Here is a 24,595-nt window from a genome sequence, read left to right as displayed (position 1 = left end):
GCCCGCACAATAGATGCGATGCCGGAATACGAATTTGTCGACGTGTACGTACCTCGCGGGGTGTCCCGCAAGGAGGCCACACGTCTGCTGACGGACCATGCCGAGTACGGACACTGGGAGTTGGACCGACTGAGCCTGTTGCGCGACGGCAGTCGCAGGGTGCGGTTGCGCCGACGGATCATCCGCCAGGTGCGCGCGACATGGTGAGCGTGATCACAGGATGAACGCGGACGGATGAACGGAGCGGGCCCCGCCGGCTCGGCAGGGCCCGCTCCGTCCCGCCTCACGCCCCGGCGCGCGCCTTGCGGTAGAGCACCGCGCCCGCGAGCAGCGCGCCCGCGCCGGCCGGCAGGGCGATGCCGAGCGGCACCTCACTGCCCGTGTGGGCGAGCTGGGCGGTGCCCAGGGGCTGGCCGGAGCGGCCCACCTGGGCCTTGACCTGGGACGTACCGTGCGTCCCGGAGCCGCCCGCGCCGGTCTGGGAGCCGGTGCCGGTGCCGGGGTGGCCCGGATTGCCGGGCTCAGCGGGCTGCCCGGGATGACCCGGTTGCTCGGGCTCACCGGGCTTCCCCGGATGCCCAGGCGCTCCCGGCTTCCCCGGGTGGCCCGGGTGACCGGGGTGGCCCGGATGACCGGGGTGGCCCGGCTTCCCGGGCGGATTGCCGTATCCGCCCTCGTCGGCGCAGTCGTTCCCCACCGCGGCGTTGCCCGCCCCGATGACGTCGACGCTGTTGCCGCACACGTTCACCGGGACGTCGACCGGCACCTGCACGGTGTTGCCGGAGCCGACGCCCGGCGACCCGCCGGTGTGGCCGCCCGCGTGCGAGCCGCCGGAGCCGCCGTGGTGACCCCCCGGGGCGTCGCCGTGGTGGTGGGCGCACGTGTTGCCCACCGACGGGTTCAGGAGCCCGACGACGTTCACGGTGTTGCCGCAGATGTTCACCGGCGCGTGCACGGGCGCCTGCACTGTGTTGCCGGACAGTACGCCGGGCGAGCCCCCGGCGGAGCCCGCCGCCCCCGAGTCGGCGTGCGCGTAGCCGCCCGCGGCGGCGATGACACCGGTCGCTGCGGCCATGGTCATCAGGCCCTTGCGCGTGCCTTGTCGCATGCTGATTCCCCCCTGCCTTCCATGTCTTCGATCCTCGAAGACCGGTCGGCCCCGGAGCGCATGGCGCGCGCTCCGGGGCCGACGGCCCGTAAAAGACGCCCCTCAGGGAGCCGGCGTCACTTGTTGACGCAGGCGTTGCCGAAGGCGGGGTTCAGGAGCCCGATCACGTTGATCGTGTTGCCGCACACGTTCACCGGGACGTGCACGGGCACCTGGATGACGTTGCCGGAGACGACGCCCGGGGAGTGCACGGCGGCACCCTGGGCACCGGAGTCGGCGACGGCCAGGCCCGCGCCCGCGAGAACCAGCCCACCGGTGGCAGCCGCAGCAGCGACGACCTTCTTGATCATTCTTCCTCCTAGTTGGCAATGCGACCCCAAGGCGCGGGGTCACATCAGAGGCAACGAGGAGGGGCTGATGAAGCTACGAGCCTATCGTCGCATTCACCCTTCCCAGTCGATCTCGTACGGCTGCCCGATTACCGCGGTGCGCGCCCCGGGCGGGGGCCCGGACTCACGACGCGTCGATGAACCGGTCGAGCACGCGGACGCCGAACTGGAGGCCGTCCACCGGCACCCGCTCGTCCACGCCGTGGAACATGCCGGCGAAGTCCAGCTCCGGCGGCAGCTTCAGCGGCGCGAAGCCGAAGCCGCGGATGCCGAGGTCGTCGAAGGACTTGGCGTCGGTGCCGCCGGAGAGCATGTACGGGATCGCCTTGGCCGTCGGGTCCTCGGCGAGCAGCGCGGCCTGCATGGCCTCGACCAGGGCGCCGTCGAAGGTGGTCTCGACGGCCTTGTCCGCGTGCACGTCCTCGCGGCGGACCCGCGGGCCGAGCAGCCGGTCGAGGTCGGCGAGGAACTCCTCCTCGTGGCCGGGCAGGAACCGTCCGTCGATGTGCGCGGTGGCCTCGCCCGGGATGACGTTGACCTTGTAGCCGGCGGTCAGCTGGGTGGGGTTGGCGGTGTTGCTCAGGGTCGCGCCGATGAGCTTGGCGATGCCGCCGAGCTTGGCGAGGGTGGACTCCATGTCCTCCGGGTCCAGCTCGGTGCCGAGCGCGTCGCCGAGTTCGTCGAGGAAGGCCCGGGTGGTCTTGGTGACCCGGACCGGGAACTTGTGCCGGCCGACCCGGGCGACGGCCTCGGACAGCTCGGTGATGGCGTTGTCGCGGTGGATCATCGAGCCGTGCCCGGCGGTCCCGGCCACGGTCAGCTTCATCCAGTGCATGCCCTTCTCGGCCGTCTGGATCAGGTAGAGCCGCCGCTGCTCGTCCACGGTGAAGGAGAAGCCGCCGACCTCGCTGATCGCCTCGGTCACGCCCTCGAACAGCTCGGGGTGGTGGTCGACCAGGTACCGGGCGCCGTACGTGCCGCCGGCCTCCTCGTCGGCGAGGAAGGCGACGACGATGTCGCGCGGCGGCCGGCGCCCGCTGCGCAGCCGGTCGCGGACGACCGCCAGCGTCATGGCGTCCATGTCCTTCATGTCGACGGCCCCGCGTCCCCACACGCAGCCGTCGGCGATCTCGCCGGAGAACGGATGGTGGGTCCAGTCGACCGCGTTGGCCGGTACGACGTCCAGGTGGCCGTGGATGAGCAGCGCGGGCCGGGACGGGTCCTCGCCCTCGATGCGGGCCACCGTGGAGGCGCGGCCGGGGTGGGACTCGTAGATCTTCGGCTCCAGCCCGACCTCGGCGAGCTTCTCGGCGACCCACTCGGCGGCCTTGCGCTCGCCGGGGCCGGAGTGGTCGCCGTAGTTGCTGGTGTCGAACCGGATCAGCTCGCGGCAGAGGTCCACGACCTCGTCCTCGCCGGTGACGCTCCTGGCCGTGTCCGTCTCGCTCACGCTGCTTCCTCCCACTGTCACTGCTGGTGGTCCCTGCCATCCTCTCTCCGGCGCCGCCCCGGGCCCAAGACCGGTCCCGGCCCGTCACACGCCGTTCACGCGCGACGGGCCCCGGAACCGGGGGGTGATCAGCCACCCTCGAAAGCCTGGTAATGTTTCCTTCGTCGCCGCGAGGGAAACCCCGCCGGGGAAACCTCGCACGACAGACACCTTGTCCGGGTGGCGGAATGGCAGACGCGCTAGCTTGAGGTGCTAGTGCCCTTTATCGGGCGTGGGGGTTCAAGTCCCCCCTCGGACACCAGTGAGGCCCCTGCTCGGCAGGGGCCTTTCGCGTACCCCGGTGCCGCTTCCTAGACTTGAGGGGTGGCCCGTCGCAACGACGAGGTCGAGGCGCTCCTCCAGGAGTACGCCGATCTCATCGCGATCACCGGAGGCGACGCGTTCAAGGCGCGCGCCTACGAGAAGGCGGCGCGGGCGATCGGCGGGTATCCGGTGGACGTCTCGACGCTGGACGCCGACGGACTGCGGGAGATCCCGAACGTGGGCCGGTCGATCGCCGAGAAGGTGGCCGAGTATCTGCGCACGGGCACGATGGCCGTGGTGGAGGAGCGCCGGGCGAAGATCCCGGCGGGGGTGCGGGAGCTGATCACGATCCCGACCCTGGGGCCGAAGAAGGCGCTGCGGCTCTACGAGGACCTGCACATCTCCTCGGTGAGCGAGCTGGCCGCGGCCATCGAGGCGGACGCGCTGGCCGATCTGAAGGGCTTCGGCGAGAAGACGCAGGAGAACATCCGGCACGGGATCGAACTGCTCCAGCGGGCGGGCTCGCGGGTGCCGCTGGCGCTGGCGCTGGACACCGCCGAGGAGATCACCGCCGAGCTGTCGGCGGTGACGGGCTGCGAGCGCTGCGCGTACGCCGGTTCGCTGCGCCGGATGCGGGAGACCGTCGGCGACCTGGACGTGCTGGTCTCGGCGCGGCGGTCGGCGCCGTTCATGGACGCGCTGTGCGAGCTGCCGGTCACCGCGGAGGTGATCGCGCGGGGCGCCAAGAAGACGTCGGTGCGCACCGGCAAGGGGCTCCAGCTGGATCTTCGGGTGGTGCCGCCGGAGTCGTGGGGCGCCGCGTTGCAGTACTTCACCGGGTCCAAGGCGCACAACATCCGCACCCGGACCATCGCCGTGCACCTGGGGCTGAAGCTCTCCGAGTACGGCGTGTTCGACACCGGGAGCGGGGAGTCGGTGGCGTCCCGCACCGAGGAGGAGGTGTACGCGCGGCTCGGCCTGCCGTGGATCCCGCCGACGCTGCGCGAGGACCGCGGGGAGATCGAGGCGGCGCTGGGCGACGGCCTGCCCGAGGTGGTGACCGAGCGGGACATCCGCGGCGACCTGCACACGCACACCGATCTCACGGACGGTCTGGCCTCGCTGGAGGCGATGGTGGAGGCCGCCGCCGAGCGGGGTCACGCGTACTACGCGGTCACCGACCACGCGCCCAACCTGTACATGCAGCGCATGACGGACGAGAAGATCCTCGCCCAGCGGGAGCGGCTGCGGGAGCTGGACGGCACCCGGCGCCGGATGCGGCTGCTGCACGGCACCGAGCTGAACATCGGTCCGGACGGGGAGGTGGACTGGCCGGCGGAGTTCCTGGCCGGCTTCGATCTGTGCGTGGCCTCGCTGCACTCCCACTTCGACCTGGACCGGGCGGCGATGACGCGGCGGCTGGTGCGGGCCTGTGAGCATCCGTACGTCAACATCATCGGGCACCCCACGACCCGGCTGATCGGCAAGCGGCCGGGGGTCGACGCCGACTGGGACGAGGTGTTCGCGGCCTGCGCGCGCACCGGCACCGCGCTGGAGGTCAACGCCCAGCCGGACCGGCTGGACCTGCGGGACGCGGACATCCTGCGGGCCAGGGAGCACGGGGTGAAGTTCGCCGTGAACACCGACGCGCACTCCGTCCCGCACCTCGCGCAGTTGCGCTACGGCGTGGCCACCGCGCAGCGCGGCTGGCTCACCGGGGAGGACGTGATCAACACCTGGACGCTGACCCGGCTGCGGAGGTTCCTGCGCAAGGGCGGGCGCGCCTGAGCGTCCGGGGTCAGCGCAGCGCCCGTACCGTGAGCGTGCCGCCGTCGCCGTGCTCGACGCGGGTGCCGAGGGCGCGGGCGTAGCCGTCGAGGACCGTGCGCAGCCAGGCGGTGTCCTCGGCCGAGGCGTGCTCCAGGCGCAGTCGGCGCGCCTGGAGGGGCACCAGCCGCAGACCGGTCAGCCGGCCGGTGCCGCGCTCGACCGAGACCAGGTACAGCAGGCGCAGGTCGTCGCGGTAGCGCTCGTAGCCGCCGATGCCCTCGTAGTCGTCGACGAGGTCGCCGCAGCCGTACAGGACGAGCCGGTCCCGGTAGACCTCCGGTGGGCGCGGATGGTGGGAGGAGTGGCCGTGGACGACGTCGACGCCCGCGTCGATCAGCGCGCGGGCGAAGCGGACCTCGTCGCGGGAGGCCGGGTAGCCCCAGTTGGGGCCCCAGTGGACGGAGGCGACGACGAGGTCGCCGGGCCGCCGCCCGGTGCGTCGCAGGCGGTCGGCGAAGTCCTTCGCGGCGGCGGTGGTCGGTGCGGTGACGAGGGCCACGCCGGGGCGTTCGGCGGTGGCGGCCCAGCTGTGCGGGATGCCGCTGGACGGCATGCCGAAGGCGAAGACCAGGACGCGTCCGCCCGGCCGCAGCGGGACGGTCGCCGGGCGCCAGGCGGCGTCCGCGTCCCGGCCCGCCCCGGCGGTGCGCAGTCCCGCGGCGGCGAGGCAGTCGAGGGTCTCCGCGAGGCCGGACGGACCGAAGTCGAGCACGTGGTTGTTGGCCAGGACGCAGACGTCGGGGCGGACCGCGGTGAGGCAGGGCAGGTTGGCCGGATGCATCCGGTAGTGGACGGCCTTGCCGGGGGCGAAGTCGCCGTCCCGGGTGACGGCGGTCTCCAGGTTGACCACCCGTACGTCCGGGGCGGCGCGCTCCAGGACGGACAGGGCCTCGCCCCAGGGCCAGGCGGGGTCCACGGGCCGGGGTACCGGTCCGCTCACGGTCTCCGCCAGGGCGACGTAGTCGCGGGCGTCGTGGATGTGGTCCTCGCGCAGGGCCGGGTCGCCGGGGTGCGGGAGGATCTGGTCGACGCCCCGGCCGAGCATGACGTCACCGGCGAGGAACAGGGTGACGGGCTTCTCGCCCACGGCAGCGGCCTCCTCGCCCATGGCGAACGCCTCCTCGCCCATGGCGAACGCCTCCTCGCCCATGGCCGCGGGACTACACGTGCGCGGGTGCCATGTGGTCCGTGAACCAGTCACGTGCCAGTTCGGTCACCCGTTCCAGCGTGCCGGGCTCCTCGAACAGGTGGGTGGCGCCGGGGACCACCTCCAGCCGGTTCTCGCACCGGAGTCGGGCCTGTGCGTCCCGGTTGAGGGCGAGGACCTGCTGGTCGGCGCCGCCCACGACGAGCAGGGTGGGTGCCGTCACCGCGGCCAGCCGGGGTCCGGCGAGGTCGGGCCGGCCGCCGCGGGAGACGACGGCGGCGGGGTGCGCGTCGGGGTCGGCGGCGGCCCACAGCGCGGCGGCGGCGCCGGTGCTGGCGCCGAAGAAGCCGATGGCGAGCCCTTCGGCGCCGGGTTCCTCGCGCAGCCAGCGGGTGGCGTCCAGCAGCCGTCCGGCCAGCAGGGCGATGTCGAACACGTTGCCCCGGTCGGCCTCCTCCGCGTCGGTGAGCAGGTCGAACAGCAGGGTGCCGAGGCCGGCCCGGTGCAGCCCCTCGGCCACGAACCGGTTGCGCGGGCTGTGCCGGCTGCTGCCGCTGCCGTGCGCGAAGGCCACGACGCCGGTGGCGTCCTCGGGCAGGGTGAGCCGCCCGCCCAGCCGGGTGCCGCCGGCGGTCACCGTCACCTCCCGGTCGGTGGAGCCGGCGCCCGCGGTGTGCCGGTGCCGGCTCGCGGCCCGGCGCAGACAGGCGGTGACCTCCTCGTCGCCGACCTGGGCGAAGTCGGCGTAGAACTGGCCGACCGCGGCGAAGTGCCACGGGGTGTCCAGGCAGACCAGTTCGTCGGCGTCCCCGCCGAGGCGCCGGGCGAAGTCCCGCGGGGCCACGGGGACGGCCAGCACGATGCGTGCGGCGTCCCGGGCGCGGGCGATCCGGCAGGCGGCCCGCGCGGTGGAGCCGGTGGCCACGCCGTCGTCCACCACGACGGCGGTCCGGCCGGCGACGGAGACGGGGGATGCGGCGCCCCGGTAGCGCGCGGCCCGCTGCTCCAGCACCCGGCGTTCGCGTTCCTCGACCCGGGCGAGGTCCTCGGTGGAGACCCCGGTGCCGCGCAGCACCTCCTGGTTGATCACGCGGACGCCGTCCTCGCCGATCGCCCCCATGCCCAGCTCGGGCTGGTACGGCACGCCCAGTTTCCGCACCAGGCAGACGTCCAGGGGCGCGTCGAGCGCCTCGGCGACCTCGGCGGCGACCGGCACCCCTCCTCGTGGGAGCCCGAGCACCACGACGTCCTGGCCCCTGAGGTACTCCAGGCGTTCGCCCAGTCTGCGTCCCGCTTCGAGGCGGTTCGTGAAGTGCACGGCGGGCTCCTTCACTCCCGTGGCTGCCAGAGCGGCGCCGGGGCGTCCGTGTCGGCGGCTCCGGTCGCCTTCATGTCGCCGTCGGCGGCGCGCAGCAGCATGCGGCCCATGGCGATGAGCGCGCGTCCGGCGGCGAGTTCGTCGCCGATCTCCGGCATCGCCTGGTCGTAGGGGTTGCGGCGGGCCTCCGCGTGGCTCTCCAGGACGTTGTCGCCGGTGTCCAGGATGATCCGGGCCGTGGTGTCCGGGTCGTGCTCGGACAGGTACAGGTTCAGCCGCCATTCCTTGACGGCGGGACGGCTGTTCAGGGGTCCGGTCATCGTCCGCCACCTCGTTCCGCGGATCGCGCCGCGACGGGCCGCCGGCCGTCCGCCGGTCCATCGTGGCTGGTCGCGCAGTTCCCCGCGCCCCCTGAGGGGCGCTCCAGTCCGGCACTTCCACTGTGCACCCGACCCGCGGCGGACGCCTCTCCTGCTGCGGGGAGAATGTGGGCCATGACCTCGCGCACCTGCCCCTGCGGGCTCCCCCAGCCCTACGAAGCCTGCTGTGGCCGTTTCCACACCGGAGCGGTGGCCGCGCCGACGGCAGAGCTGTTGATGCGCTCGCGGTACAGCGCGTTCGTCAAGGGCAACGCCGGGTATCTGCTGCGCACCTGGCATCCCCGGACCCGGCCCGCGCGGCTGGACCTCGATCCGCGGATGCGGTGGACGGGGCTGGAGATCCTGGACACCGCCGACGGATCCGCCTTCCACAGCACCGGCACGGTGACGTTCCGCGCCTCCTACCGGGGCGGCTCGCTGCACGAGCGGAGCCGGTTCGAGCGGGTGGACGGGGCGTGGGTGTACGTGGACGGGGACTTCCCGGGCGAGTAGCCCCGGCTAGGGCGCCAGGATGTCCAGTTCCTGGAGGGCGCCCACGGTGATCTGGCGGGTGAGTTCCTCCGCGCGGGGCGCGTCGCCCGCGCGGACCGCCTCGGCCACCCCTACGTGCAGGGTGACGGCCGCCGGGTCGGGGTCCTCGAACATGACCTCGTGATGGGTGCGGCCGGCCAGCACCTCCGCGACGACGTCGCCGAGGCGGGCGAACATCTCGTTGCCCGAGGCGGTGAGCACGACCCGGTGGAAGGCGATGTCGTGGACGAGGTACTTGTCCAGCTTGTGGCCGCGTGAGTTGGCCACCATGCCGAGCGCGCACTCGGTGAGTTCGGCGCACTGCTCGGCCGTGGCGTGCTGCGCGGCCAGGCCGGCCGCGACGGGTTCGATCGCGGAGCGCAGCACGGTGAGGGAGCGCAGTTGGTGCGGGCGGTCGGCGCCCGCCAGGCGCCAGCGGATGACCTGCGGGTCGTAGACGTTCCACTCGGCCTTGGGGCGGACCGTGACGCCCACCCGGCGGCGGGACTCGACCAGGTGCATGGATTCGAGCACGCGGACCGCCTCGCGCATCACGGAGCGCGACACCTCGAAGTGCTGTGCCAGCTCGTCGGTGCGCAGGACGCTGCCCGGCGGGTACTCGCCCGCGGTGATCGCGGGGCCGAGGGTGTCCAGTACATGGCCGTGCAGCCCCCGGCCCGGTGTGGTCATGCACTCAGCGTACGGCGTGGATCACAGCGACAAAAAGTCAGACTTATATGTCACAGACTCTTGAATTCGTCGTACCTAATGGGTTTCAGTGTGGCGACGCCGCAGTGGCGTCGATGTCGAGGAAGACAGCGAGGCAGTGATGCGAACCCCCCAGGTCGTCGTCGTGATGGGCGTCGCGGGGACGGGCAAGACCACGATCGGTCCCTTGCTCGCCGCGCGGCTGGGCGTCCCGTACGCCGAGGGCGACGACTTCCACCCCCAGGCCAACATCGACAAGATGTCGGCCGGGATCCCGCTCGACGACGCCGACCGGTGGCCGTGGCTGGAGGCCATCGGGCACTGGGCGCACGGCCGGGCCGGACTGGGCGGGGTGGTCAGCAGCTCGGCGCTGAAGCGGTCGTACCGCGACCGGCTGCGGGCCGTGGCCCCCGGGGTCGTGTTCCTGCACCTGACGGGCGACCGGCAGCTGATCGAGGAGCGGATGTCGCAGCGCCAGGGGCACTTCATGCCGACCGCGCTGCTGGACTCCCAGTTCGCGACGCTCCAGCCCCTGGAGCCGGACGAGGCGGGGGTCGCCGTGGACGTCAGCGGCAGCCCGCAGGAGATCACCGAGCGCGCCGTACAGGCACTCGACCTGCTTCCCGACACCGCGGGCAGCGCTCAGTAGCGCCCGTCAGAACACCCGTAACCGCAAGGGAACCCCCGTGACCAGACTCAGCGTCGAGATGCTGGCAGCGGACGCGCCTGCGCCGATCACCTCCGCCGGACACGCCCAGCTGGGCATAGCCGTCCTGGTGGGCATCGCGCTCATCGTCCTGCTCATCACCAAGTTCAAGCTCCATGCCTTCCTGGCGCTGACCATCGGGTCACTGGCGCTCGGGGCGGTCGCCGGGGCGCCGCTCGACAAGGCCATCACCAGCTTCACCACCGGACTCGGCTCCACCGTGGCCGGCGTCGGCGTCCTGATCGCGCTCGGGGCGATCCTGGGCAAGCTGCTCGCCGACTCCGGCGGTGCCGACGAGATCGTGGACACGATCCTCGCCAAGGCCGGCGGGCGCGCCATGCCCTGGGCGATGGTGCTGATCGCCTCCGTGATCGGCCTGCCGCTGTTCTTCGAGGTCGGCATCGTGCTGCTGATCCCGGTCGTGCTGATGGTCGCCAAGCGCGGCAACTACTCCCTGATGCGCATCGGCATCCCGGCGCTCGCCGGTCTGTCCGTGATGCACGGCCTGATCCCGCCGCACCCCGGCCCGCTGGTCGCCATCGACGCGGTCAAGGCCAACCTGGGCGTGACCCTGGCGCTCGGCATCGTGGTCGCCATCCCGACGGTGATCATCGCCGGTCCGCTGTTCTCGAAGGTCGCGGCCCGCTGGGTGGACGTGCCGGCGCCCGACCGGATGCTGCCGCAGCGCGCCTCGGAGGAGCTGGAGCGCCGTCCGGGCTTCGGCGCGACGCTCGCCACCGTGCTGCTGCCTGTGGTGCTGATGCTGGCCAAGGCGCTGGTGGACATCGTCGTCGACGACGCCACGGACACGACCCAGCGCGTCTTCGACGTCGTCGGCTCCCCGCTGATCGCGCTGCTCGCCGCCGTGATCGTCGGCTTCTTCACGCTGGGCCGGCCCGCCGGGTTCACCAAGGACCGGCTCCAGCAGACCGTCGAGAAGGGCCTCATGCCCATCGCAGGCATCCTGCTGATCGTGGGCGCGGGCGGCGGCTTCAAGCAGACGCTGATCGACTCGGGCGTGGGCCAGATGATCCTGGACATCTCCAAGGACTGGTCGATCCCGGCGCTGCTGCTGGCCTGGCTGATCGCGGTGGCGATCCGGCTGGCGACCGGCTCGGCGACGGTGGCGACGGTCTCGGCGGCCGGCCTGGTCGCGCCGCTCGCGGCCGACATGTCGACCACGCACGCGGCCCTGCTCGTCCTGGCCGTCGGCGCGGGCTCGCTGTTCTTCAGCCATGTCAACGACGCCGGTTTCTGGCTGGTGAAGGAGTACTTCGGGCTGAGCGTCGGGCAGACCGTGAAGACCTGGTCGGTGATGGAGACGATCATCTCGGTGGTCGCCGGCGGCCTGGTCCTGCTCCTCTCCCTGATCATCTAGGGGTACGGCGATGACGGCTCACCCCCTCTTCGACATCAGCGGCCGCACGGCCCTGGTCACCGGGTCCAGCCGGGGCATCGGCGTCGCCCTGGCCCGGGGCCTGGCCGAGGCCGGCTGCACGGTGGTCCTCAACGGGCGCGACGCCGGCCGGCTGGCAAAGGCCGCGGCGGACCTTCCCGGCGAGGTGCGTACGGCGGTGTTCGACGTGACCGACGGTCCGGCCGTGGCCGCCGGGATCGCGGACGTCGAGGAGCGGGTGGGCCCGCTCGACATCCTGGTCAACAACGCGGGCATGCAACTGCGCGCCCCGCTGCTGGAGTTCGCGGACGCCGACTGGCACCGCATCCTGGACACCAACCTCACCAGCGCGTTCCTCGTCGGCCGGGAGGCCGCCCGGCGGATGACGGCACGCGGGCACGGCAAGATCATCAACATCTGCTCGTTGCAGAGCGAGGTGGTCCGCCCGGGCATCGCGCCGTACGCGGCGACCAAGGGCGCGCTGAAGATGCTCACCAAGGGCATGTGCGCCGACTGGGGGCCGTACGGCGTCCAGGTCAACGGCCTCGGCCCCGGCTACATCGAGACCGAGTTGACCCGGCCCCTGGTGGAGGACGAGGAGTTCAGCGCGTGGGTGCGCCGCCGCACCCCGGCCGGGCGCTGGGGCCGTACCGAGGACCTGGTGGGCGGGCTGCTCTTCCTGGCCTCGCCCGCGGCGGACTTCGTCGGCGGGCAGGTGCTGTACGTCGACGGCGGCATGACGAGCGTGCTGTGAGAGGGGCGGCGGGCGTGCTGGGGTGTGTGATCCACGGGGCCGGCGATTTGCGGGTGGAGGAGCTGCCGCCCCCTCGGCCCGGCTCCGGCGAGGCGCTGGTGGCGGTCCGCTACGGCGGGGTGTGCGGGTCCGATCTGCACTACTGGCGGCACGGCGGGGTCGGGGACTTCCGCCTCCGCGAGCCGATGGTGCTCGGCCACGAGGTGGTCGGCACCGTGGTGTCCTACGGCCCCGGGGCCACCGGTCCCGCCCCCGGTACGGCGGTCGCCGTGCACCCGGCCACGCCGTGCGGGGTGTGCCCGGAGTGCGCCGAGGGACGGGCGAACGTGTGCCGCGACACGCGCTATCTGGGCAGTGCGGCGCGATTTCCGCATGTGCAGGGCGGCTTCGCCGGCCGAGTGGCCGTTCCCGCAGGCCAGTTGAGGGCGCTGCCGGACGGTCTCGGGCTGCGCCGGGCCGCGCTGGCCGAGCCGCTGTCGGTGGCGCTGCACGCGGTGCGGCGGGCCGGGGAGGTGGCCGGACGCCATGTGCTGGTCACCGGGGCCGGGCCGATCGGGTGCCTGGTCGTCGCGGCGGCGAAGGCGGCGGGCGCGGCGCGGGTGACGGTCACCGACCTGGTGCCCGAGGCGCTGGGGTACGCGGCCGTCGCCGGTGCCGACACGCTCGTACGGGCCGACGATCCGGACGATCCCGGGTGGCCGGCGGAGGTGGACGTGGCCGTGGAGGCCTCGGGGGTGGCCGCCGGGCTGGACACCTGCCTGCGGCGGGTGCGGCGCGGCGGTGTGGTCGTCCAGCTCGGGATGCTGCCCGCCGGGCGGACGCCGTTCGCCGGGAACCTGGTGGTGAGCCGGGAGATCGAGCTGCGGGGCGCGTTCCGGTTCGACGCCGAGTTCGACGACGCGCTGCACCTGCTCGCCGACCGGGGCGAGTTCGACGGGCTGATCAGCTCCGTGCTTCCCGTGACAGCGGCCGGCTCCGCGTTCGCGCTGGCCGCCGACCGGGAACGGTCCTGCAAGGTGCTGCTGGAGTTCTGAGCGGGTGGAGTTCCCGGCGGGTGGAGTGCCGAGCGGGTGCAGTTCCGGGCGGGACAAGGGCTACGGGCGCCAGAGCGGGTGCTCCCGGTTCGCCCACTCCTCGCTCACCGATCCCGTCCGCAGCCCCCGTCTCGCCTCCGGGTCACCGAGGGCCATGCCGATGTGGCCGGCCAGGACCACGCCGATGGTCAGGGCCAGCCAGTCGTGGACGAAGGTCGCCGAGGTGCGCCACATCAGCGGGGTGAGACGGGTGAACCACATCATCAGGCCGGTGCCGAGCATGACCAGGGTCGCGCCGGCGATCCACGCGGCGTAGACCTTCTGGCCGGCGTTGAACTTGCCCGCGGGGCGTGAGCCGTGGCGCCGGTCGCGGCGCAACGCGGCGCGCAGCCAGACCCGGTCGTGCGGGCCGAAGCGGTTGAGGAAGCGCAGGTCGGCGCGGAAGGCGCGGGAGGCCAGGCCCAGCAGGACCGGCACCGGCAGCGCGAGCCCCGCGCACTCGTGCACCCGGACGACCAGTTCCCGGCGGCCGACCAGGACCGCCAGTTGCGGGATGTAGAGGACGGCCGCGGTCATCACGCACACGCCCATCAGCGCGGCCGTCGCGCGGTGCACCCAGCGTTCGGCGCGGGTGAAGCGGTGCACGCGGGCGCTCGGCGGGGCCGGGGTCTCAGCTCGTAGGCTCATCGTCGCGTCCGTTCGAGCGGCCGACCCAGGCGTCGACGTCGTAGCCGAGGTTCTCCCAGTAGCCCGGCTCCACCCGGTCGGTGACGGTGATGCCGGAGAGCCACTTGGCGGACTTGTAGAAGTACATGGGGGCGACGTAGAGGCGGACCGGGCCGCCGTGGTCGTGGCCGATGTCCTTGTCCTGCATGCGCAGGGCGACCAGCACGTCCGGGCGGCGCGCCTGGTCCAGGGTGAGGCTCTCGGTGTAGGTGCCGTCGAAGCAGGTGAAGCGGAGGGCCTTGGCGGAGGGGCGGACGCCCGCCGCGTCGAGCAGGTGGGACAGGCGTACGCCCTCGAAGGCAGTGCCGGGGACCCGCCAGCCGGTGACGCACTGGACGTCCTTGACCAGCCGGGTCCGCGGCAGGGCACGCAGTTCGTCCAGGGTGTAGCCGCGCGGGTGGTCGACCAGGCCGTCGAGGGTGAGGCGGTAGTCCGCGGCGGTCCTGTGCGGCACGGACGCGGCGACGGAGTAGTAGCGGAAGCCGCCGCCGTTGGGCAGCAGACCGGTCAGACCGGTGGGGTCCTTGCCGGCGACGCCGCCGAGGAAGCCTTCGACGCCACGTTGCAGGGCGGGTGCCGCGACCACGCCGAGCGCGCCCAGACCGAGGGTGCCCAGGAAGACGCGGCGGCCGACGGGCCGGCCGTCCCGCTCGTCCGCGTGCTCCTCGGATTGTTCAGAGTTCACGTATTCATTCGAGCACTCGGGACCGCGCGGGGCCAGATGATCGGGCCGTCGGTCAGATTTCCGTAACCACTTCTCACCCGCGTCACCTCCGGGTACGGCGTCCTGGCCCCGGTGTCTCAGTGCCCGAGCGCGTGGGCGCGGGCCGCGCGGAAGGCCGCCAGGGGGTCGGGGTGCGCGTACGACCAGGGCGCCGGGGTGGCGTGCGCGCCGATGCGCCGGAAGAGGGCCGCCGCCTCGGCCGGGCGGCCGGCGCGGGAGAGGGCGAACGCGAGGTGGTTGAGGTCGACGTGGCGGCGCGGGTGTTCGTCGTGCTCCCACTCCAGCCACCAGTCGAAGCAGGCGCGCAGGATGCGCCGGGCCCGCGGTCCGGACCAGTGCCCGCAGGCCGCGGGGTCGGCGGGGGCGAGGCCGGCGGCGGCGAGGACCCGGTAGCGCTCGGCGTAGGCGACGACCGGCAGGACGGCCAGCGGGGAGTCGGCGGGGGCCTCGGCGGCGGCCTGCTCGGCGAGGTCGTACACCTCGTGGGCCTCGGCCCGGCCGCCGGCGGGCCGTTCGGCCAGGCGGGCGATCAGCAGGTGGTGGGCGTGGTGGTGCTCGGGGTGGCGGCGGCGCACTTCGGCGAAGGCCGCGAGCACCTCGCGCTCCGGGGCGAGGGCGCGGGCGAGCAGCAGCCGGCCGAGCCAGGGGGTGGGGTCGTCGGGGGCGAGCGCGGCGGCCGTGTCGCAGGCCTCGCGGGCCGGGCCGGGTTCCTCCTCGCCGCGTAAGGCGCGGTGCACCAGGGCCAGGGCGAGCAGCGTGGTGGCGTCGGCGGAGCCGGGTTCGGCGGTCAGCCAGTCGGTCGCCCAGGCGGCGGCACGGGCGTCCTGGGCGAGCACGGTGAGGCGGTGGCCGCGGCGGTCCCAGTCGTCGCCGGTGTGCACCAGCAGGGAGCGGGCGGCCTGCCGCCGCCCCTGGGCCAACGCGGCTCGGGCGGCGCCGAGTTCCGCGTCGTCGAGGGCGGCGTCGAAGGCCCCGGAGGCGTCCTCGGCGGTCTCGCCGGACGGTTCCGTGGGGGCCCGGCGAGCGCCGAGCAGAGGCGAAAGAGGAGGCACCGCGGGACTTCCTGTTTCTCGGGCTGCCATCGACCGATCACGCACAGCAAACCCTCAGCCAAGGGTTGCGTCAAGCGGCAACGGCGGTGGTGCGAGCTTCAACTTCCTCGGCCGAAGTGGAATCTGATCGTCCCTGCGCAGGTGGGCGGGGGCACGGCCGCCCGGGCCCGGGAACGTTCCTGTGGCGTATGCCATCCCGTTTCCGGGTCGTGCGCCCCGGCTTCTGTGGCGTACGCCATGGCGCGGCGCCCGTCGGCCCCGGACCATGGCGAGTCGGACCCCGGACCACGACGAGTCAACCGCCCGCTTCCGGGTACTTCCGGGGCATGCGGCCCTGGGAGCGCTACAGTCGGCCACTACCGCCCGTGGTACGGCCGGATGATCGAGGTACACAGCGTGTCGGTTCTGGTTCTCCTTCTCGCCGTGAGCGCTGCCTGCTGTCTGGGTTTCGGATTCGTGCTCCAGCAGAACGCGGCGCAGAAGGCACCGCTCAGCGACTTCCTCTCCTTCCGCCTGCTCCTCGACCTGATGCGGATACCACGCTGGCTGGGCGGTCTCGGGCTGATGGTGGCCGGCATGGTGCTGGGCGCGATCGCCCTCGGCAAGGGCGAGATCTCCCTGGTCGAGCCGCTGCTCGCGACGAACCTGCTGTTCGCCCTCGCCCTCTCCCGGCACCAGACCGGACAACCGCTCGGCCGCCAGGGCTGGGCCGGGCTGCTGCTGCTCGCGGGCGGGGTGAGCGCGTTCATCGTCGCGGGCGAGCCGCGCGGCGGCACCGCGGTCACCGATCCGCTGCGGCACTGGCTGATCATCGGCGCGGTGGTGGGCGCGGCCCTGGTCCTGACGACGTACGCCAAGCGGTCCCGGCTGAGCTGGGGCCCGGTGCTGCTGGCCCTGGCGGCCGGGCTGCTCTACGGCGTCCAGGACGCGCTGACCCGGGTGAGCGGCACCCGCTTCTCCGACGGCGGCCTCACCGAGCTGTTCGCCGGCTGGCAGCCGTACGGCGTGGTGGCCTGCGGGGTCACCGGTCTCGTGCTGGTCCAGAGCGCGTTCGAGACCGCTCCGCTGCGCATGTCGCTGCCCGCGCTCACGGCGGCCGAGCCGCTCGCCGGGATCCTGTGCGGCGTGGGCTTCATGGGCGACCGGCTGCGCACCGACACCGGGGCGCTGGCCGGGGAGGCGGCCGGACTCGCGGCGGTGGTGGCGGGCATCGTGCTGCTCGGGCTGCATCCCGCGATGCCGTGCGGCACGGCGGAGACGGACCCGGAAGCCCGGGACCTCCAGCGCCGCTGAGCCGACCGGCTCGCCCGGGCGAGCCGGTCCTGCCCGGGCGAGCCGGCCCTGCCTGGATGAGCCGCCTGCTTGGATGAGCCGCCTGCCCGGATGAGCCGACCCTGCCCGGATGAGCCGACCCTGCCCGGGTGAGCCGACCCCGCCTGCATGAGCCGATCCGCCTGGGCGAGCCGACCCTGCCTGGATGAGCCGCTCCTGCCTGCGTGATCCGCTCCTGCCCAGGCAAGCAGGCCCTGCCCCGGCCGTACGGCCGTGCGCGCCCGAGACGGCGCGGCCCGCCCCAGACGGCAGCCCGCCCGGACGGCGCGACCCGCCTCAGACAAACCCGCCCACACCAGACGGCCCGGCCCACCCCAAACGACCCCGCCCACACCAGACGGCCCGGCCCACCCCAAACGACCCCGCCCACACCAGACGGCCGGGGCCGCCCCCAACGGCCCTGCTTGGATGACGGGTATGAATCCTGCTGACGAGATCCTCGACATCGTCGACGAGCACGACCGGGTCGTCGCCCGGTACCCGCGCGGCGAGGCCTACGCCCGCGGGCTGCGCCACCGCTGTGTGTTCATCGAGGCCCGCGACGCGGCCGGCCGGCTCTTCGTGCACCGGCGCACGGCGACCAAGCTGGTGTTCCCCTCCCTGTACGACCTGTTCGTCGGCGGGGTCGTCGGCGCGGGCGAGTCCTACGACGAGGCGGCGCTGCGGGAGGCCGAGGAGGAGCTGGGCGTGACCGGGCTGCCCCAGCCGGAGTTCCTCTTCAAGTTCCTCTACGAGGACGGCGCCGGGAACAGCTGGTGGTCGGCGGTGTACGAGGTGCGCTGCGAGCTGCCGGTCCGGCCGCAGGCGGAGGAGGTCCAGTGGCACGCCTTCCTGCCCGAGGAGGAGGTCGAACGGCGGCTCGGCACGTGGGAGTGGGTGCCGGACGGGCTGGCGGCCTACGAGCGGCTGCGGGCGTTCCGGGCGGGCCGGTGACCGCCGGGTAGGGTCGGCCGCGTGAGCGAATTCGTACGGAACATCCGGCTGTGGTTCGCGCCGGAGCGGGTGCGGGACGAGGGCGGGACGCCCGACTACCGGTTCTCGCTGGCCAACGAGCGCACCTTCCTCGCCTGGCTGCGCACCGCGCTCGCGCTGATCGGCGGCGGATTCGCGGTGGACCAGTTCCTCCCGGACCTGCGCTGGGCCTGGCGGGTCGGGCTCGCGCTGGCCCTGCTCGCGGCCGGGGTCCTGTGCTCCCTGCGCGCGGTGAACCACTGGGTGCGCTGCGAGCGCGCGATGCGCCGCGGCGAGGACCTGCCCGCGTCCCGCTTCCCCGCGCTGCTGAGCCTGGTCGTGGCGGTGGTGGCCGTCGCGATGGTGCTCGTGGTCCTGGTGCGGGGGGAGGGGTGAGTGCCGGGGAGGCGGGCGCCGGGCGGGATCCCGGGCTCCAGCCGGAGCGCACCCGGCTGGCCTGGCGGCGTACGACCCTGTCGGCCGCCGTGGCCGCCGTACTGGCCGTGAGGGCGGCGCTGCACGGCGGCGCCTCGGCCACCGGGATCGTCGTGTGCGCGCTGTGCTGCGGGCTGTGCCTGGCCTTCCTCCGGGTCGCCCACCTGCGCATCCACGCCCTCGCGGCCGGCACCCCACCGCCCGCTCTCGCCCCGCGCCAGGCGACGGCGGCGGTGCTGTGCGCGGTGGCGATGGCGGTGTGCGCGGCCGTACTGGTGCTCTAGGACCCGTCCGGCTCCCCTGCCCCTGGTGCCGTCATCCCTCCGGGGTACTCGTGCGCCACGCGACCGGGATGTCCCGGTACGCGGTTTTCGCATGACAGCCTGCCGACGTCAGGCACCCCGTACCTCCCGAAGGTGAGCACCATGACCACCCTTCACCAGGAACACGCCGAGCACGCGGCGCACCGCCACGGGCCGGACTGCGGACACAACGCCGTGCCGCACGGCGACCATGTCGACTACGTCCACGACGGCCATCTGCACCGGGAGCACGAGGGCCACTGGGACGAGTGCGAGCCGGCCGGGCACGCCGTCCACGAGGGCCATGAGCACGTGCACCACGACGAGTGCGGCCACGCGCAGGTGCCGCACGGCGACCACGTGGACTATCTGCACGGCGGGCACCGGCACGCCGAGCACGGGGACCACTGGGACGACCACTGACCGATGGAGGCGCAGGCGACGGCTCCCGGGCGGCGCGCCGGGGGCCGTCGGCCTGTCGTGGCCCCGGTCACGTTTCCGCCCGATCTTCACCGCGCGCACTGGACGGCATACCGACCGGTCGGCATCATGAGTGCAGTCCTGTTCGCCGGTTCGTAGGAGTGATGTATGAGCGCCGACCACCCGCCCGGTCTCGACCTGGACCGGCTGCGCGCCCTGCTCGACCGCGAGCGCCCCGGTCTGGTGAACGGCCCCCTGACCGGACGGCTGATCGAGGGCGGACGGTCGAACCTCACCTACGCGCTCTCGGACGGCACCTCGAAGTGGGTCGTCCGCCGGCCGCCGCTCGGCCATGTGCTGGCCACCGCGCACGACATGAGGCGCGAGCACCGGGTGATCAGCGCGCTGCACCCGACCCGGGTGCCGGTCCCGCGCCCGCTGCTGCTGTGCGAGGACGAGGAGGTGCTCGGGGCGCCCTTCTACGTCATGGAGTTCGTGGAGGGCACGCCGTACCGCACCGCCGACCAGCTCGCCCCGCTCGGCGCCGAGCGCACCCGGAACGCGGTGCTGTCCCTGGTGGACACGCTGGTCGAGCTGCACGCCGTGGACCCCGCCGAGGTGGGTCTCGCCGACTTCGGCCGCCCGGAGGGCTTCCTGGACCGGCAGCTGCGCCGCTGGGGCAAGCAGCTGGACGCCTCCCGCAACCGCGAGCTGGCGGGCATCGACGAGCTGCACGCCGCCCTCGGCCGCCGGCTGCCCGTCTCCCCCGCCCCGGCGGTCGTCCACGGCGACTACCGCCTGGACAACGTCCTGATCGGGGACGACGACACGATCAAGGCCATCCTCGACTGGGAGATGTCCACGCTCGGCGACCCGCTCACCGACCTGGGTCTGCTGGTGATGTACAGCCTGCCGCTCGGCATGCCCGACTCGCCCGTGTCCACCACCGCCGAGGCGCCGGGGCACCCCGACCCGCGGGAGCTGGTCGAGCGGTACGCCGCCCGCTCCGGCCGGGACGTCTCGGCCGTCTCCTGGTACACGGCGTTCGCCTGGTTCAAGCTCGCCGTGATCCTGGAGGGCATCCACTACCGGTACACGCTCGGCCAGACGGTCGGCCGCGGCTTCGACCGCATCGGCGACCTCGTGCCCGTCTTCATCGACCACGGACTCACGACCCTTCAGGAAGGCTGACCGGCATGGACTTCGCGTTCGACGCGCGCACCGAGGAACTGCGCGACAGGCTCCTCGCCTTCATGGACGAGTACGTCTACCCGGCCGAGGCGGTCGCCGAGGAGCAGCGGGCGCGGCTGGCATCCCCCTGGGACACGCCGGCCGTGGTCGAGGAACTGAAGGCCGAGGCCCGCAGGCAGGGGCTGTGGAACCTCTTCCTGCCCGACGCCGGGTACGGCGCCGGGCTGACCAACCTCCAGTACGCGCCGCTCGCCGAGATCACCGGCCGGTCCCCGCACCTCGCGCCGACCGCGACCAACTGCGCCGCGCCCGACACCGGGAACATGGAGGTGCTGGCACAGTTCGGCACCGAGGAGCAGAGGAAGCAGTGGCTGGAGCCGCTGCTGGCCGGTGAGATCCGCTCGGCGTTCGCGATGACCGAGCCGGAGGTGGCGTCCTCGGACGCCACCAACATCACCACCCACATCGAGCGGGACGGCGACGAGTACGTCGTCACGGGCCGCAAGTGGTACATCTCCGGGGCGATGAACCCGGACTGCGCGATCTTCATCGTGATGGGCAAGACGGACCCGGACGGGGCGGACATCCGCCGTCAGCAGTCCATGGTGCTGGTCCCGCGCGACACGCCGGGCGTCACCGTGAAGCGCGCGATGCGGGTCTTCGGCTACGAGGACCACTCGCACGGCGGCCACGCCGAAGTCGTCTTCGACCACGCGCGCGTGCCCGTGTCGAACCTCGTCGGCGAGGAGGGCGGCGGCTTCGCCATCGCCCAGGCCCGGCTCGGCCCCGGCCGCATCCACCACTGCATGCGGCTGATCGGGATGGCCGAGCGGGCGATCGAGTTGATGTGCCGGCGGGCCGTGACCCGTACCGCGTTCGGCAAGGCGCTGGCCCAGCAGGGAGTGGTCCAGAACTGGATCGCCGACGCCCGGGTCACCGTCGAGCAACTGCGGCTGCTGGTGCTGAAGACGGCCTGGCTGATGGACACGGTCGGCAACAAGGGCGCCCACACGGAGATCCAGGCCATCAAGATCGCCACCCCGCGCGCGGTGGTCGGCATCCTGGACCGGGCGATCCAGCTGCACGGCGCGGGCGGGGTGAGCCAGGACTTCCCGCTGGCCGAGCTGTACGCGAGCGCCCGCACGCTGATGCTCGCCGACGGCCCGGACGAGGTCCACCAGCGGTCGCTGGCCCGCCGGGAGCTGAAGAAGTACCTCTGAGGCCGCGGGGACCCCAGAGGCCGTCGTCGAACCTCAGGGGTCCCTACGGCCGCAGGGCCCGCAGCAGCAGGTCGGCCAGGTGGTCGGCCACCTCCTGCGGGCCCATCGGGCCGTCCGGCCGGTACCACGTCGACAGGTGGTGGACCGAGCCGAAGTGGTAGTCCACGACCAGGTCGGCCGGGGTCGCCGTGGAGAAGACGCCCGCCTTCTGGCCCTCCTCCACGAGCGCGCGGAAACGCTCGTGGTAGCGCCGGCGCTCGGCGCGGACCTGCTTGTTCTTCTCCGGGCTCAGGTGGTGCATGGACCGGAAGAAGATCATCGCGTCGTCGAGGTTCTCGATCGTGGTGACGACGACGTCCGCCGCCGCGTCCCTGAGCCGCTTCTCCACCGGCTCGTCGGCGTTCGCGAACGTGTCCAGCCGCTCCTGCTGGAGGCGCAGCACGCGCGCGTACACCTCGTGCAGCAGGTCGTCCTTGGAGCCGAAGTAGTGGTACAGCGCCCCCTTGGTGACGCCGGCCGCCTCCACGATCTCCTGCACGGAGGTGCGGTCGTAGCCCTGCTCGGCGAAGAGCCGGGTGGCGGCGGCCAGCAGCCGCTGCGGGACGGGCGTCCCGTCTCCGTCCGTCGTCCTGGGCACTGCCGCCACCTGCCTTTCCATGAGGTCACTCGCTGCTGCGGGAACGCAGTTCCCGCCGGAGGATCTTCCCACTCGCCGTCTTCGGCAAGTCGGGCAGGATCTCCACCTGGCGCGGGTACTTGTAGGCGGCCAGTCTCTCCTTGCAGTACGCCGCGAGTTCGTCCGGGTCCGTCCCGGCCCCCGGACGGAGGCTGATGTAGGCCTTGACGGTCTCGCCACGGTACCCGTCGGGGACGCCGACGACGGCCGCCTCGCGCACCGCCGGGTGGGTGTAGAGGACGTCCTCGACCTCGCGCGGCCACACCTTGAAGCCGGACGCGTTGATCATGTCCTTCTTGCGGTCCACGACGTACAGCCAGCCCCGCTCGTCCATGAACCCGATGTCGCCGGTGCGCAGCTCGCCGTCCGGGAAGGTCTCGGCGGTGGCGTCCGGCCGCCGCCAGTACCCGGGCACCACCTGCGGCCCGCGGACGACGATCTCGCCGTGCTGCCCGAAGGGCACCTCCGCGCCCTGCTCGTCCAGGATCCGCACGACCGTGTCGGCGCCGGGCAGGCCCACGGACAGCGTCCCGGAGACCGGGTCCACGGGCGCCTCCAGGTGCGGCGGGACGGAGGCGCAGGGGGCGGTGCACTCGGTGAGGCCGTAGCCGACGCGGATGTACGGCCCGAAGCGCTCCCGGAACGCCTCCACCAGGGCCGGGGGCACGGGGGCGCCGCCCGACGACAGGTTCACGAACGAGGCGAAGTGCTCGCGGGTGGCGTCGGGGCGGGCGGCGAGCGCCATGTAGGCGGTGGAGGGTCCGACGGTGTAGTGCGGGCGGTGCTCGGCGAAGGCGTCCAGGACGACCCCGGCCTCGAAGCGGTAGGTGAGCACGAGGGTGCCGGCGCTGCTCAGACAGGCGCCGAGCTGGCAGACCATGCCGGTGATGTGGAACAGCGGCGCGAGCGCGTAGTAGACGGGCGCCTCGGGCAGGCCGAGCCCGGTGGCCTGGCGCTCGGCGTTGTGCATGACGTTCGCGTGCGTGTTGGTGGCGCCCTTGGGCGTGCCGCTGGTGCCCGAGGTGTAGCTGATCAGCGCGATCTCGTCCGGGCGCGGCGCGCGGCCCTCGGGGGCCCGGCCGCCCCGCCGGGCGACGGCCACCAGGTCGTCGGCGTCCGGGGCCTGGGGCAGCCGCTCGAAGCCCAGCACGCGCGGGTCGTCGCGGGTCTGGAAGTCCCGTTCGCAGGCGGTGAGCACGATCCGCACCGGCGAGTCGGCGGCCGTCTGCCGCAGGTACGCCTCCCAGGCCCGGTCGGAGCAGATCAGCGCGGCCACCTCGCCGTCCCGCAGGACGTGCGCCACCTCCCCCGACTTGTACATGGGGTTGACCGGGACGACGGTCGCGCCCGCCTTCCAGGCGCCGAGCACGGCGAGCACGAAGTGCGGGGAGTTCTGGAGGACGACGGCCACCCGGTCGCCGCGTTCCAGGCCGCGCGCGGCGAGGTGGGCGGCGACGGCGTCGCTCAGCTCGTCGGCCTCCCGGTAGCTGAGCCGGGCGTCGAAGTAGGCGAGGAAGGTGCGGTCGGGGGCCTCGGCGACGGCGTCGCGCAGGGCGTGCACGAGCGAGTCGGCGGGGTCGACCGGGGCGCGCTGGCCCTCGGTCAGCAGCGCGAGCCAGGGCCGGGCCGCGTACGGGGAGGCGGTCATCGGGCGGCCTCCCACTTCTGCTGGAGGTGGTTCATGTGCGTGAGCCAGCGGTCGGGGTCGCCGGCCCGCGTCTGGTAGTAGCCGGCGACCTCGGGGTGCGGCAGGATCAGGAAGCGGTCCTCCGCGATGCCCTGGAGCAGGGCGTCGGCGACGGCCTCGGGGGCGATCGCGGTCGGCTGGAGCACCAGGTCGCCCGCGCTGCCGGTGGCGGCCAGCATGTCGGTGCGGACGCCCTGCGGACAGATCGCGTGGACCTTGATCCCCCGGTGCCGGTACGTCAGCGACAGCCACTCGGCGAAGGCGTAGGCGCCGTGCTTGGTGACGCTGTAGGAGGGCGCGCCGATCATGGTGAGCAGCCCGGCGGCGGAGACGGTGGAGACGAACCGTCCGCCGCCCCGCTCCAGCCAGTCGGGCAGCAGCGCGTGCACGGCCCGGACGTGGGCCATCAGGTTCACGTCCCACGACGCGGCCCAGGTCTTCTCGTCCAGGGTGGCGTCGAGGTCGCCGTCCTCGAAGGCGACGCCCGCGTTGGCGCAGTAGACGTCCACCGTGCCGCCGAGCGCGTCGCGGGCCTCGGCGACGATCGCGGAGGCGTCGCCGGGCACGGCGGTCCCGCCGATCTCCTCGGCCACCGCCTCGGCCTTCCCGGCGTCCAGGTCGTTCACCACGACCCGCGCCCCCTCGGCGGCGAACCGCCGGGCCAGCGCCGCCCCGATCCCCCCGCCGGCTCCGGTGACGACCACTCCCGCATCCTGCACGGCTTCCACCATCGGTCTCCTTCGACACGACTTTCGCGCGGCGCGCGTCGGCTCTGGTCGGGCCAGACTAACCGGTCGGTATGTGTGAAGGAAGGGGAACTGCTCCAACCTCAAGGGGCGCGGGGAA

Annotated in this window: 27 protein-coding genes and 1 tRNA gene; 15 read left to right on the top strand and 13 right to left on the bottom strand. The window is 73.2% G+C overall.

The window, feature by feature from the left end:
- Window positions 1-18: 18 nt before the first annotated feature.
- Window positions 19-207, top strand: coding sequence for a DUF5703 family protein (locus AQJ11_RS47225; RefSeq protein WP_014671721.1), 189 nt, complete (start codon window positions 19-21; stop codon window positions 205-207).
- A gap of 76 nt (window positions 208-283) precedes the next feature.
- Here the strand turns inward: AQJ11_RS47225 and AQJ11_RS37045 are convergent, their stop codons facing one another.
- The 3 genes from AQJ11_RS37045 to AQJ11_RS37035 all read right to left on the bottom strand — a co-directional run bounded on the left by AQJ11_RS37045 (window position 284) and on the right by AQJ11_RS37035 (window position 2,947).
- Window positions 284-1,108, bottom strand: coding sequence for a chaplin (locus AQJ11_RS37045; RefSeq protein WP_059266212.1), 825 nt, complete (start codon window positions 1,106-1,108; stop codon window positions 284-286).
- A 116-nt stretch (window positions 1,109-1,224) separates the two neighbouring features.
- Window positions 1,225-1,458 carry a chaplin ChpH gene (chpH, locus tag AQJ11_RS37040; RefSeq protein WP_014671723.1) on the bottom strand — a complete coding sequence of 78 codons (234 nt, stop codon included), beginning with the start codon at window positions 1,456-1,458 and terminating at the stop codon, window positions 1,225-1,227.
- A gap of 163 nt (window positions 1,459-1,621) precedes the next feature.
- Window positions 1,622-2,947, bottom strand: coding sequence for a M20/M25/M40 family metallo-hydrolase (locus AQJ11_RS37035; RefSeq protein WP_014671724.1), 1,326 nt, complete (start codon window positions 2,945-2,947; stop codon window positions 1,622-1,624).
- 213 nt (window positions 2,948-3,160) lie between these two features.
- On the opposite strand from AQJ11_RS37035, the gene AQJ11_RS37030 reads away from it, so the two are divergent.
- Together AQJ11_RS37030 and polX are read left to right on the top strand one after the other, a co-directional pair.
- Window positions 3,161-3,248, top strand: a tRNA-Leu gene (locus AQJ11_RS37030).
- A gap of 62 nt (window positions 3,249-3,310) precedes the next feature.
- Complete coding sequence (polX, locus tag AQJ11_RS37025; protein ID WP_059266211.1) at window positions 3,311-5,038, top strand: DNA polymerase/3'-5' exonuclease PolX; 1,728 nt, start codon at window positions 3,311-3,313, stop codon at window positions 5,036-5,038.
- Window positions 5,039-5,048: 10 nt separating this feature from the next.
- Here polX and AQJ11_RS37020 read toward each other — a convergent pair whose 3' ends face one another.
- The 3 genes from AQJ11_RS37020 to AQJ11_RS37010 are packed head-to-tail and all read right to left on the bottom strand — an operon-like array spanning window position 5,049 to window position 7,865.
- Window positions 5,049-6,209, bottom strand: coding sequence for a CapA family protein (locus AQJ11_RS37020; protein WP_059266231.1), 1,161 nt, complete (start codon window positions 6,207-6,209; stop codon window positions 5,049-5,051).
- Between the two features lie 31 nt (window positions 6,210-6,240).
- Window positions 6,241-7,545: a phosphoribosyltransferase family protein gene (locus tag AQJ11_RS37015; RefSeq protein ID WP_059266210.1), complete on the bottom strand. Its 1,305-nt coding sequence runs from the start codon at window positions 7,543-7,545 to the stop codon at window positions 6,241-6,243.
- An 11-nt stretch (window positions 7,546-7,556) separates the two neighbouring features.
- Window positions 7,557-7,865, bottom strand: a complete 309-nt coding sequence (locus tag AQJ11_RS37010) for a dsRBD fold-containing protein (protein ID WP_014671728.1) — start codon at window positions 7,863-7,865, stop codon at window positions 7,557-7,559.
- A 174-nt stretch (window positions 7,866-8,039) separates the two neighbouring features.
- Here AQJ11_RS37010 and AQJ11_RS37005 point away from each other — a divergent pair, with 174 nt between their 5' ends.
- Complete coding sequence (locus AQJ11_RS37005) at window positions 8,040-8,417, top strand: YchJ family protein (protein WP_079082574.1); 378 nt, start codon at window positions 8,040-8,042, stop codon at window positions 8,415-8,417.
- Window positions 8,418-8,423: 6 nt separating this feature from the next.
- Here the strand turns inward: AQJ11_RS37005 and AQJ11_RS37000 are convergent, their stop codons facing one another.
- On the bottom strand, window positions 8,424-9,125 hold the full coding sequence (locus tag AQJ11_RS37000; RefSeq protein WP_014671730.1) for a FadR/GntR family transcriptional regulator: 702 nt from the start codon (window positions 9,123-9,125) through the stop codon (window positions 8,424-8,426).
- A 139-nt stretch (window positions 9,126-9,264) separates the two neighbouring features.
- Here AQJ11_RS37000 and AQJ11_RS36995 point away from each other — a divergent pair, with 139 nt between their 5' ends.
- From AQJ11_RS36995 to AQJ11_RS36980, 4 genes are read left to right on the top strand one after another with little or no spacing between them, the layout of a single operon-like run.
- The gene (locus AQJ11_RS36995) at window positions 9,265-9,792 is read left to right on the top strand and encodes a gluconokinase (RefSeq protein ID WP_041665056.1); all 528 of its coding nucleotides are present in this window, start codon (window positions 9,265-9,267) and stop codon (window positions 9,790-9,792) included.
- 37 nt (window positions 9,793-9,829) lie between these two features.
- Window positions 9,830-11,227, top strand: coding sequence for a GntP family permease (locus tag AQJ11_RS36990; RefSeq protein ID WP_059266208.1), 1,398 nt, complete (start codon window positions 9,830-9,832; stop codon window positions 11,225-11,227).
- A 10-nt stretch (window positions 11,228-11,237) separates the two neighbouring features.
- The gene (locus AQJ11_RS36985) at window positions 11,238-11,999 is read left to right on the top strand and encodes an SDR family oxidoreductase (RefSeq protein ID WP_059266207.1); all 762 of its coding nucleotides are present in this window, start codon (window positions 11,238-11,240) and stop codon (window positions 11,997-11,999) included.
- A 14-nt stretch (window positions 12,000-12,013) separates the two neighbouring features.
- Entirely contained in the window at window positions 12,014-13,033 is a 1,020-nt protein-coding gene (locus AQJ11_RS36980; protein WP_059266206.1) for an L-idonate 5-dehydrogenase, read from the top strand.
- 60 nt (window positions 13,034-13,093) lie between these two features.
- On the opposite strand, the gene AQJ11_RS36975 is transcribed toward AQJ11_RS36980, so the two are convergent.
- From AQJ11_RS36975 to AQJ11_RS36965, 3 genes are all read right to left on the bottom strand, one after another.
- Window positions 13,094-13,720 (bottom strand): cytochrome b/b6 domain-containing protein, encoded by a 627-nt coding sequence (locus AQJ11_RS36975; protein ID WP_014671735.1) that lies wholly within the window; start codon window positions 13,718-13,720, stop codon window positions 13,094-13,096.
- Window positions 13,704-14,444: a molybdopterin-dependent oxidoreductase gene (locus AQJ11_RS36970; protein WP_014671736.1), complete on the bottom strand. Its 741-nt coding sequence runs from the start codon at window positions 14,442-14,444 to the stop codon at window positions 13,704-13,706. The genes AQJ11_RS36975 and AQJ11_RS36970 overlap by 17 nt, the downstream gene beginning before the upstream one ends.
- Before the next feature lie 116 nt (window positions 14,445-14,560).
- Window positions 14,561-15,535, bottom strand: a complete 975-nt coding sequence (locus AQJ11_RS36965) for a hypothetical protein (RefSeq protein WP_059266205.1) — start codon at window positions 15,533-15,535, stop codon at window positions 14,561-14,563.
- Window positions 15,536-15,931: 396 nt separating this feature from the next.
- Here AQJ11_RS36965 and AQJ11_RS36960 point away from each other — a divergent pair, with 396 nt between their 5' ends.
- From AQJ11_RS36960 to AQJ11_RS36930, 7 genes are all read left to right on the top strand, one after another.
- On the top strand, window positions 15,932-16,828 hold the full coding sequence (locus AQJ11_RS36960; RefSeq protein ID WP_058083781.1) for a DMT family transporter: 897 nt from the start codon (window positions 15,932-15,934) through the stop codon (window positions 16,826-16,828).
- Window positions 16,829-17,284: 456 nt separating this feature from the next.
- Window positions 17,285-17,800, top strand: a complete 516-nt coding sequence (locus tag AQJ11_RS36955) for an NUDIX hydrolase (protein ID WP_014671739.1) — start codon at window positions 17,285-17,287, stop codon at window positions 17,798-17,800.
- A 21-nt stretch (window positions 17,801-17,821) separates the two neighbouring features.
- The gene (locus AQJ11_RS36950) at window positions 17,822-18,214 is read left to right on the top strand and encodes a YidH family protein (RefSeq protein ID WP_014671740.1); all 393 of its coding nucleotides are present in this window, start codon (window positions 17,822-17,824) and stop codon (window positions 18,212-18,214) included.
- A complete protein-coding gene (locus AQJ11_RS36945; protein ID WP_059266204.1) occupies window positions 18,211-18,537 on the top strand; it encodes a DUF202 domain-containing protein in 327 nt (108 codons plus the stop codon). The genes AQJ11_RS36950 and AQJ11_RS36945 overlap by 4 nt, the downstream gene beginning before the upstream one ends.
- A gap of 141 nt (window positions 18,538-18,678) precedes the next feature.
- On the top strand, window positions 18,679-18,978 hold the full coding sequence (locus AQJ11_RS36940) for a hypothetical protein (protein ID WP_059266203.1): 300 nt from the start codon (window positions 18,679-18,681) through the stop codon (window positions 18,976-18,978).
- 165 nt (window positions 18,979-19,143) lie between these two features.
- Window positions 19,144-20,166 (top strand): phosphotransferase family protein, encoded by a 1,023-nt coding sequence (locus AQJ11_RS36935; protein ID WP_058079946.1) that lies wholly within the window; start codon window positions 19,144-19,146, stop codon window positions 20,164-20,166.
- A gap of 5 nt (window positions 20,167-20,171) precedes the next feature.
- Window positions 20,172-21,386: an acyl-CoA dehydrogenase family protein gene (locus AQJ11_RS36930; protein WP_059266202.1), complete on the top strand. Its 1,215-nt coding sequence runs from the start codon at window positions 20,172-20,174 to the stop codon at window positions 21,384-21,386.
- Between the two features lie 43 nt (window positions 21,387-21,429).
- Here AQJ11_RS36930 and AQJ11_RS36925 read toward each other — a convergent pair whose 3' ends face one another.
- The 3 genes from AQJ11_RS36925 to AQJ11_RS36915 are packed head-to-tail and all read right to left on the bottom strand — an operon-like array spanning window position 21,430 to window position 24,480.
- The gene (locus tag AQJ11_RS36925) at window positions 21,430-22,023 is read right to left on the bottom strand and encodes a TetR/AcrR family transcriptional regulator (RefSeq protein WP_041665058.1); all 594 of its coding nucleotides are present in this window, start codon (window positions 22,021-22,023) and stop codon (window positions 21,430-21,432) included.
- Between the two features lie 25 nt (window positions 22,024-22,048).
- A complete protein-coding gene (locus AQJ11_RS36920) occupies window positions 22,049-23,710 on the bottom strand; it encodes a class I adenylate-forming enzyme family protein (RefSeq protein ID WP_059266230.1) in 1,662 nt (553 codons plus the stop codon).
- Window positions 23,707-24,480: an SDR family oxidoreductase gene (locus AQJ11_RS36915; RefSeq protein WP_041665059.1), complete on the bottom strand. Its 774-nt coding sequence runs from the start codon at window positions 24,478-24,480 to the stop codon at window positions 23,707-23,709. Before AQJ11_RS36915 ends, AQJ11_RS36920 begins: the two co-directional genes overlap by 4 nt.
- Window positions 24,481-24,595 lie beyond the last annotated feature (115 nt).

The sequence above is a fragment of the Streptomyces corchorusii genome (assembly GCF_001514055.1).
Classification (GTDB): domain Bacteria; phylum Actinomycetota; class Actinomycetes; order Streptomycetales; family Streptomycetaceae; genus Streptomyces; species Streptomyces olivaceoviridis.
Note: the sequence above shows the minus strand (reverse complement) of the source record. Positions and strands in the feature narration are given on the sequence as shown.